Origin of the sequence: Nitrosomonas sp. ANs5 (genome assembly GCF_050584665.1) — a bacterium.
Taxonomy (GTDB): domain Bacteria; phylum Pseudomonadota; class Gammaproteobacteria; order Burkholderiales; family Nitrosomonadaceae; genus Nitrosomonas.
Genome location: NZ_JBEUDO010000084.1, coordinates 1 through 7,429 on the forward strand (window position 1 = coordinate 1; position 7,429 = coordinate 7,429).

The 7,429-nt window shown below is 54.1% G+C and carries 9 protein-coding genes; 1 reads left to right on the forward strand and 8 read right to left on the reverse strand.

Annotation, left to right across the window (positions count from 1 at the left end; translation table 11 throughout):
• The 6 genes from ABTW62_RS13130 to ABTW62_RS13155 form a co-directional block, all read right to left on the reverse strand.
• The coding region (locus ABTW62_RS13130; protein WP_430905026.1) for an MFS transporter at positions 1–336 on the reverse strand (336 nt) is incomplete at its 3' end.
• A 16-nt stretch (positions 337–352) separates the two neighbouring features.
• A complete protein-coding gene (locus tag ABTW62_RS13135) occupies positions 353–1,486 on the reverse strand; it encodes a cysteine desulfurase family protein (protein ID WP_430905027.1) in 1,134 nt (377 codons plus the stop codon).
• A gap of 53 nt (positions 1,487–1,539) precedes the next feature.
• Positions 1,540–1,677, reverse strand: coding sequence for a hypothetical protein (locus ABTW62_RS13140; protein ID WP_430905028.1), 138 nt, complete (start codon positions 1,675–1,677; stop codon positions 1,540–1,542).
• Positions 1,678–1,809: 132 nt separating this feature from the next.
• Positions 1,810–1,983, reverse strand: coding sequence for a hypothetical protein (locus ABTW62_RS13145; protein WP_430905029.1), 174 nt, complete (start codon positions 1,981–1,983; stop codon positions 1,810–1,812).
• A gap of 122 nt (positions 1,984–2,105) precedes the next feature.
• Positions 2,106–2,396, reverse strand: a complete 291-nt coding sequence (locus tag ABTW62_RS13150) for a hypothetical protein (RefSeq protein WP_430905030.1) — start codon at positions 2,394–2,396, stop codon at positions 2,106–2,108.
• 161 nt (positions 2,397–2,557) lie between these two features.
• On the reverse strand, positions 2,558–2,902 hold the full coding sequence (locus ABTW62_RS13155; protein WP_430905031.1) for a DsrE/DsrF/TusD sulfur relay family protein: 345 nt from the start codon (positions 2,900–2,902) through the stop codon (positions 2,558–2,560).
• Positions 2,903–3,068: 166 nt separating this feature from the next.
• On the opposite strand from ABTW62_RS13155, the gene ABTW62_RS13160 reads away from it, so the two are divergent.
• Positions 3,069–3,581, forward strand: a complete 513-nt coding sequence (locus tag ABTW62_RS13160) for a class I SAM-dependent methyltransferase (RefSeq protein ID WP_430905032.1) — start codon at positions 3,069–3,071, stop codon at positions 3,579–3,581.
• 424 nt (positions 3,582–4,005) lie between these two features.
• Here the strand turns inward: ABTW62_RS13160 and ABTW62_RS13165 are convergent, their stop codons facing one another.
• Together ABTW62_RS13165 and ABTW62_RS13170 are read right to left on the reverse strand one after the other, a co-directional pair.
• Positions 4,006–6,561 (reverse strand): chemotaxis protein CheB, encoded by a 2,556-nt coding sequence (locus tag ABTW62_RS13165; RefSeq protein WP_430905033.1) that lies wholly within the window; start codon positions 6,559–6,561, stop codon positions 4,006–4,008.
• A gap of 52 nt (positions 6,562–6,613) precedes the next feature.
• Positions 6,614–7,285: a Crp/Fnr family transcriptional regulator gene (locus tag ABTW62_RS13170; RefSeq protein ID WP_430905034.1), complete on the reverse strand. Its 672-nt coding sequence runs from the start codon at positions 7,283–7,285 to the stop codon at positions 6,614–6,616.
• Positions 7,286–7,429: the final 144 nt, after the last annotated feature.

A 7,429-nucleotide genomic window follows, 5' to 3' on the forward strand; every position in this document is an offset into this window, starting at 1 on the left:
CCACGAGGGGGCTAACAGCACCATCACAGGAATCGGGATGGCGGAGAGCCAACCGTACAAGAGTACCTTCTTACGCCCGATACGCTCGGCAAGTCGTCCGGCTACAAAGTTCAGAACGCCCTTGACCAGGCCAAAGGCCACAACGAAGGAAGTCAGCATCAGAAAGGAGCCTTCAGTCACGCCGAATTCCGATTCTGCAAGCGCCGGAACGACGGTGCGCATCATGCCGATGGTCAGACCAACCAGGAACACCTGGCCGAGCTGATGACTGAATTGATGCAGGTTCTCCCGGATGCCATGGCGATAGTGGTCGTACGTAGGGCTCTTGGAATCCATGTTAAGTCGGTCTCTTCTAAGTGAGTTGTATCCATGCTTCGATTAGCCCATCCGCAGCCTGTTCGATGTCTTCAGCTGTGGTCTCCCAACCGGCTGATAAGCGAACAGCGCCATTGGCTCGGCAAGCACTCAGTCCCATGGCCCCGAGTACCCCACTGGGTCCTTCTTCGTCGGAGTGACAGGCCGATCCCACCGAGGCCAACACCGTCTTGCTGGCCGCAGCCAACAACGCCTTGCCCGTTACGCTTGGAAACGAGAGGTTCAACGTATTAGGCAGGCGATGTTCAGGATGACCGTTGAGTGCGAGACCTGGTATGGCAGACCGGAGCCTTTCATGAAGTTGATCTCGATGCCGGCGCAGCCGATCGTCGTGTGATGCCAGCCGCTGGCAGGCCAATTGGGCAGCAACTCCCAGACCGATGATCGCGGGCACGTTTTCGGTGCCTGGCCGGAGTCCTCTCTCATGACCGGCGCCAAAGAGAACGTTACGGATGGGAGTCCCTGCTCTGACATATAGAGCACCAATACCCTTGCTGGCCTGAAATTTATGGCCAGCCACGGTGAGCAGGTCCACACCCAGATCCTCGACATTAACCGGGAATTTCCCAACGGCTTGGGCTGCGTCGGTGTGCAGCAATACCCCCCGACCTTTCAGTAAACGACTGATCTCCGCTACTGGCTGGAGGGTGCCCACTTCATTATTCGCCAGCATGATGGATATCAGGGCAGTGTCGGGTGTAACGGCGTCAGCCACGGCTTCGGCCGATACGCGACCATGTTCGTCCACGGGTATAACCGTCAGTGCCCACCCCTGGCTCTCCAGATAACGAGCCGGCGCCATCACAGCCGGATGCTCCACCGCACTGATTATCAGATGTCTTCTATCGGTGGTGGCCCTGGCAACGCCCAACAAGGCCAGGTTATTGGCTTCCGTTGCGCAACCGGTAAAGATCAGCTCTTCAGGATCACCACTAATCAGGTTGGCTAACGCCTGCCTGGCGTCGGAAATTGCCATGGCGGCCGTCTGACCGGGGAGATGGCTGGAAGACGGGTTTCCGTACATTTTTCTGAGAGCTTTACTCATGACATCAGCAACTTCCGTTGCCACGGGGGTCGTTGCGTTGTGATCCAGGTAAATCGGGTTTGGCATACTGGTGATCCTTTATGACGACCTGGGCTGGGCCGCTGGCAACGAAGCTCGGTTCAAACGCATCCAGGGTATATCGACAGCGCAACGACTTCGATGGGTGCCAGCATCAGTAGATTCATCGCTTCCCAGCCGAGATGATGCAAAAGCGTGCCGGACATCAGCGAACCCACGGTGACCATGGCAAAAATCACTAGTACTACGTTCCGTTAATTAGCTTACAAATGAAATCGATGGATTCGCCTGCTAGGCTAGGCGCAAACCGCAGTCATAGCCGTAGCTATGGCGAGGATTTGCAACAACGCATGACAGGCGAAGGCGCGATTTCATGTAAGCGGTTTGGCGGAACGGAGTACTAGATCGTTGACACCCTGAACTTTGCCCCGTTCGGCTTCGATGTTCAGGGTGGCAAGCAGGGTGCTGCCCCCGATAAACAGGAAGTTCCAGCCGACACCCAGAAGGACCAGCGCCTCCCAGAAATGCACGAGGGTTGAGCCCATTACCGTCGTTACAGTCGTGTCCACCAAAATCAGATAGCCGGCTGTCAGAATCCGGCCCAGCCCAGACGGGCAATCAGGCTGCCGGTAAAGAACGACGGCGCATACATGCCCAGCACATGCCATTACATGATGAAGGCTACCTGGTCCATTTCAAAGTCCTTCGCGCGCATGGCCATTGGCGTGGCGGTCATCACCAGCACCATGATTGCGTAGCCGAAGGCACCCGCCGCCAGTGCCATTATAAATGCTGGGTTTCGGGCAATGGTGCCCATGGGGCAAGTGCTTTCTCCTTCGTGCGGCTCCCCCACATAAGGGACTTTCAGTTGGCTGAGCAGGGCAATCGCCACCAACGCCAGAGCGGCAATGATCAGATAGAGGCCGCTAGAGGGAACCGCCGGGACCAGTTCGCCCATAGTGCTGGCGTTCCAGGGCCCCAGAAATGCGGCCGCGACGCCACCGGCCAACACGAAGGAAATGGCCCGGCTGCGGAACGACGGGCTGGCGCCATCCTGATTACCAGGATGGCGACGTTGCGTTTCTCCAGTTGGTACATGCCCTGAGAGTGGCTCATGGCTCAGAACACCAGAATTTTGTCAGCGGCCATGGTCACATCCGCCAGTTCATCCATGGTGCTGCGCTGGGCGCCCTTCACCACTTCGTTCTCGGTAATGCCCCGGGCATCCATGCAGGTGCCGCACAGCAGGACTTTTCCCTTCAGCGGTACCAGCTTGACCATGCGCTCGGCATTGTAGAAACCATCCGGTGTTTTCTGGCCAGTCTTGGCGCCTGATACCGCATCGCCCATCAGAAAGATCGTGACCTCACAGTCCTTCTTGATCAGGGCATGGGCCATGCGCAAACCGTTGTAAAGGCGCTCGGTTCCATAGGGTGGGTCGTTAATCAGGATCAGGGCTTTCATTGGTGTGGCTCCTTTGCGCAAATTGACCTGCAAACATTCATTGTTTATTAGAATAAACGAAAGAGTTGGGCTGTCAAGCAACGGCCCATCGCCCGATTGATATGAGGTAGCAACATGGGCTGGACTGCCAGCCCGGGGATAAGGTACTCGATGTTTTGGCTGCGGCATGGGCTGGTTTACCCGACGGATAGCAGACTTGCCGCAATCTCCCTCAGTGACCAGCGTCGACATTGATGGGGAAGCCCTGACATACGCCAGAGGCCAGGATTCAAAAACCTGCTACCTGCCTGGCAATGCCGTGCAATTGCCGTTTGCGGACAGCAGCTTTGACCGGGTAATGTCTGTTACCGCGCTTTGTTTTGTTACGGAATGGCCGCAAGCGCTGAAGGAAATTATTCGGGTTACCCGGGGCAGGTTCGTAGTAGGAGTGTCGAACCGTCACAGCCTTTTATGGAGCCAAAAGGGACGGGGCAGCAACCAGAGCGCTTATCAAGGGGCGCACGGGCACACGCGTCGCGAACTTCGCGACGTACTCACTTCACTTCTGGTTAAAAACGTCCATTTCCAAGCCGTGATCTGGCTTCCTGACGGAAGCGTGGTTTCCCGAGCGCTTGAAGCATGCCTGCCGCACCATCTTCCCCTTGGTGGATTCTTGCTGGTTGCCGGGGACAAAGTGTGACAACCGGGCGGTTCACGGCCCAATCATCACGCCTCCAATTGCCATGATCGGCACAATGCCCCAAGCTGGAAACTTCTACACACTCAGCAACAAGAAAATCCAGAGAGAAATCAGTTTGTGCATGCATTAGTCAAACACCTAATACACCATTTAATCCGGATACCCTTTATTAAATCGACTTCATCAAGTAAGGACTGGAACTTCTTGAATTCTGTTTCGGGATGAAGTCTAAGTAATTCATGCTGTAAGTGTTTTTGGTTGGTTTAGCTACCCTCATGCCAGCTTCTGTTAGCGAAAAATTCTGTACGGACAGAACGGAATTTTACAAGCCAGCATTTGCTATGCTGTGCCTTAGTAAGGTTGCTTAAGTTGTCGGCGTTCAGAATATTACATTGATTCATTGACGTCGCCTGTACAATATCAATCACTGATTCAGATCCTGGCGGAGTTTTGATTCCAGCTGTTTGGTGGTGGTTATGTCGACAAAGGTAATCACGGCCCCATCGATTACATTGTCTAGCCTACGGTAAGGCATAATTCGCACCGAAAACCAGCGGCTATCACTGGTGGGAATCTGTTTCTCGGAATAAACCAGCGTGCGCAGGGTTTCGTTCGCATCGTCTTGCAGTGCCGGGTATTGCAAGCTTGTGGTAAGGTCGCTGAGTGGCCGGCCGATGTCGCTTTCCCGAACATTAATGATCTTCGATGCTTGTTCGGTGTAGCGCCTGACGTTCAATTTCTGATCGAGGAATAGTATGGCGATATCGGTACTATTGAGTAGATTTTTCATGTCGCTCTGAGCGAGTGCGAGATCATCGAGTTTAGCTTGCAGTTCAGCATTGATCGCCTGTAGTTCTTCATTCATGGATTGCATTTCTTCTTTTGATGTGGTCAGCTCTTCGTTGGCTGACTGCAGCTCTTCGTTGGTCGACTGCAACTCCTCATTGGTCAATTGCAGTTCCTCTCTGGATGTGCGCGCCTCTTCGCGCAGAATATGGATTTCATCTTGGCGCTGCTGCAATTCAGCCGTATAAAGTGCTTCCATTGCGCTATGCTCCCTGCGGCGGCCTTTAGTTGCCGGTTTCGCTGCGACATCGCGGAATACGATCATCATCATACCTTGTAAGGCGGCGGGTTCGTGCAGCGCTTGTACCGTAGCATCAACGAACTGCGCGCTTGTTAACCCTTGAACCTGTAGGTTGTGCAAGTGCACCGGTTCATTGTGACTGGCGGCCCGTTTCATGGCGTCGACAATGGGCGCACGCAAACCATCGCGCACCATGGCGTGAAAGTTCCAGTTGGCCTTACCCGCAGCGGGCTCTAGGTACTTACCAGTGCGTCCGCTGATATAGACAATATCGCCAGCATTATTGACCACTACGGCAGCGGGCGCGTATACCTGCAATAGCACGCGGTCAGCTGCCGTTTGTAAGTTATCAATGGGCTGGGTGGTAACGGGAGGGGACAATGAAAGTTCCTTTTTCATTTTGGACAATGGAGGAAAAGATTTCATCAGCAGCTCTGGATTGGTGCTGGAAACGTTCTCCTGGCGTAGGTATAACCGAAGTTTTGATTCGATGGGAGCGAACAGTTGCTTGAATCGTCCGACTGTTTCTGAGCTACCCAACAGGAGCACTCCACCCGGACACAGACTGTAGTGAAACAAGGGTAATAGCTTGCGCTGGAGCGTCGCATCGAAGTAAATCATCAAGTTGCGGCAGGAAAGCAAATCGAGTCTGGTGAAGGGTGGGTCGAGTACAACGTCGTGCTGTGCAAACAGTATAGTGTCGCGGATAGACTTATTAATCCGGTAGTAGCTATCATGTGTGCTAAAAAAACGTGTCAATCTTTCCGGTGATACGTTAGCGCTGATCGACGTTGGATATACCCCACGGCGTGCCGTGGTGATGGCGTCCGGGTTTAGGTCTGTGGCGAAAATTTGTAGCGTGTAATCTCCATGCAATGACAGTCGTTGTACGACTTCGGCAAATATTATTGCTAATGAATAAGCTTCCTCTCCGGTTGAGCAGCCGACAACCCAGGCGCGAAGCTTTCGCTTGGAAGTCTGCCGCGCTAGCAACTCCGGCAGAGTGAAGTCCGCGAGTTGTTGCCAGACCGCGGCATCACGAAAAAAACTGGTCACGCCGATCAGCAACTCCTTGAATAGCAGATCGATTTCTTGCGTATTATGTCGCAAGAATTTTTCGTACATCGCCAGCGAGTCAATAGCATGGATGCTCATGCGCCGATTGATACGGCGATACAGGGTGCTGGGTTTGTAGACAGAAAAGTCGTGCCGGGTTCGCTGTTGCAACAATCTAAAGATACTTTGCAGGGGGACTGATGGAAAAGTTGATGATATTGGCGTTGTATCGGTTTGGTTCGCTAACGCTGGGCTTGGTTCGGGTAGCTTGGATGCCTGGGCGATATAGGCGAAGATGAGTCCTGGCAACTCCTCGGGGGGCGCGATAATATCAACACAGTCTGCAGCGATGGCGCTCTTCGGCATGGAGTCGAACTGTGCCGACTCTGGCTGCTGCGCAACAGTCAGCCCGCCTAATGCCCGGATAGCCTGCAAGCCCAACGTGCCATCCGACCCCATGCCGGATAGGATCACCGCGATTGCGCGTGTGCCCTGGTCACGGGCCAGAGAGGAAAACAGAACGTTGATGGGTAAGCGTAAGCCACGCGGCTCGACGGGAGCATTTAGATGCAGAATGCCGTCTACCACGGTGAGTTCCGTATTCGGCGGGATCACATATACGCAGTCAGGCTCGACACGCATCATGTTTTCAGCCTCCCGCACCGGTAGCTTGGTGGCCCGCTGCAACAACTCAGCCAACAGGGCTTTTTGTGTGGGATCCAGATGTTGTACGACTATGTAGGCCAGACCACTTCCCGCTGGGACTTGCTCCAGAAACTGTTCCAGCGCAGCAAGACCTCCGGCCGAAGCACCAATGCCAACGATACGCGGTGGCATTGGTGGATCACCGGGTTGGACAGCGCTAGCCGAAGAGCCCATAGGTTAGTCCTTAGGTCGCTAGCCGGTTCGGCAGCAGATGGTTTGTTTCTCGCTTCACCGCAGCGTAGCATTCGCAAGCTCTGGTTTCAATCCCACTGCGATTGAGCACAGTGATGTGCCCACGCTGGTACGTGATAAGATTCAAGTGGCGCAGGTTTGAGGCGGCTGCGGTGATCCCCTCCCTGCGAACGCCCAGTATGTCGGCGATGACTTGCTGTGTGATCACCAATTCATTGCCTGGCTGACAGTCCAGGCTCAGCAACAACCAGCGGCATAATTGCTGTGCCAGGGGAGGGTGCCCGATACAAACTGCTGTCTGGGCGATTTGTGTGATGAGTGCCTGCGTGTAGCGTAATAACAGGTGCATCATAGCGCCATTGAGATCGAATTCCGTATTCGGCGGAGTAACCTTGATCCTGAATGCGCGACCCGCACTTTGCGTCATTGCACTAAACGAACAATGGCCGCTCATCAGCATTGATACACCGGGGATACCATCGCTGCCAACTACTGCGGCCTCTGTGTAGTTACCATCCTCCATCTGGCGCAACAGCGCGATGATAGAATCGACTGGAAAGTAGAGATGTTCCAATTCTTCATTTGCCTTGTAAAGCATCTTGCCTGAGGATAATTTGATCATTTCCAGGTATGGCGATTGGCGCGCCAAGGTATCGTCAGGCATGGTGGCGAGTAAGCGATTCTGTTGGAAATCTGAGCGAGCGGGAACAGTTAACGGCGATTAGTGGCCACTTCAGCCTCGCGCCTCGTGGCAGAAGCTGGTTGATGTATAGATTGGCCAGGGCGCTTAGGAGCAGTGATTAAGCTC

Excerpts from the sequence above, each read along its gene's own strand:
- ABTW62_RS13135 (WP_430905027.1), bottom strand. The coding sequence starts at position 1,486 with ATGCCAAACCCGATTTACCTGGATCACAACGCAACGACCCCCGTGGCA.
- ABTW62_RS13145 (WP_430905029.1), bottom strand. The coding sequence starts at position 1,983 with ATGGGCTCAACCCTCGTGCATTTCTGGGAGGCGCTGGTCCTTCTGGGT.
- ABTW62_RS13150 (WP_430905030.1), bottom strand. The coding sequence starts at position 2,396 with ATGGGCGAACTGGTCCCGGCGGTTCCCTCTAGCGGCCTCTATCTGATC.
- ABTW62_RS13155 (WP_430905031.1), bottom strand. The coding sequence starts at position 2,902 with ATGAAAGCCCTGATCCTGATTAACGACCCACCCTATGGAACCGAGCGC.
- ABTW62_RS13160 (WP_430905032.1), top strand. The coding sequence starts at position 3,069 with ATGGGCTGGTTTACCCGACGGATAGCAGACTTGCCGCAATCTCCCTCA.
- ABTW62_RS13165 (WP_430905033.1), bottom strand. The coding sequence starts at position 6,561 with ATGCCACCGCGTATCGTTGGCATTGGTGCTTCGGCCGGAGGTCTTGCT.
- ABTW62_RS13170 (WP_430905034.1), bottom strand. The coding sequence starts at position 7,285 with ATGCCTGACGATACCTTGGCGCGCCAATCGCCATACCTGGAAATGATC.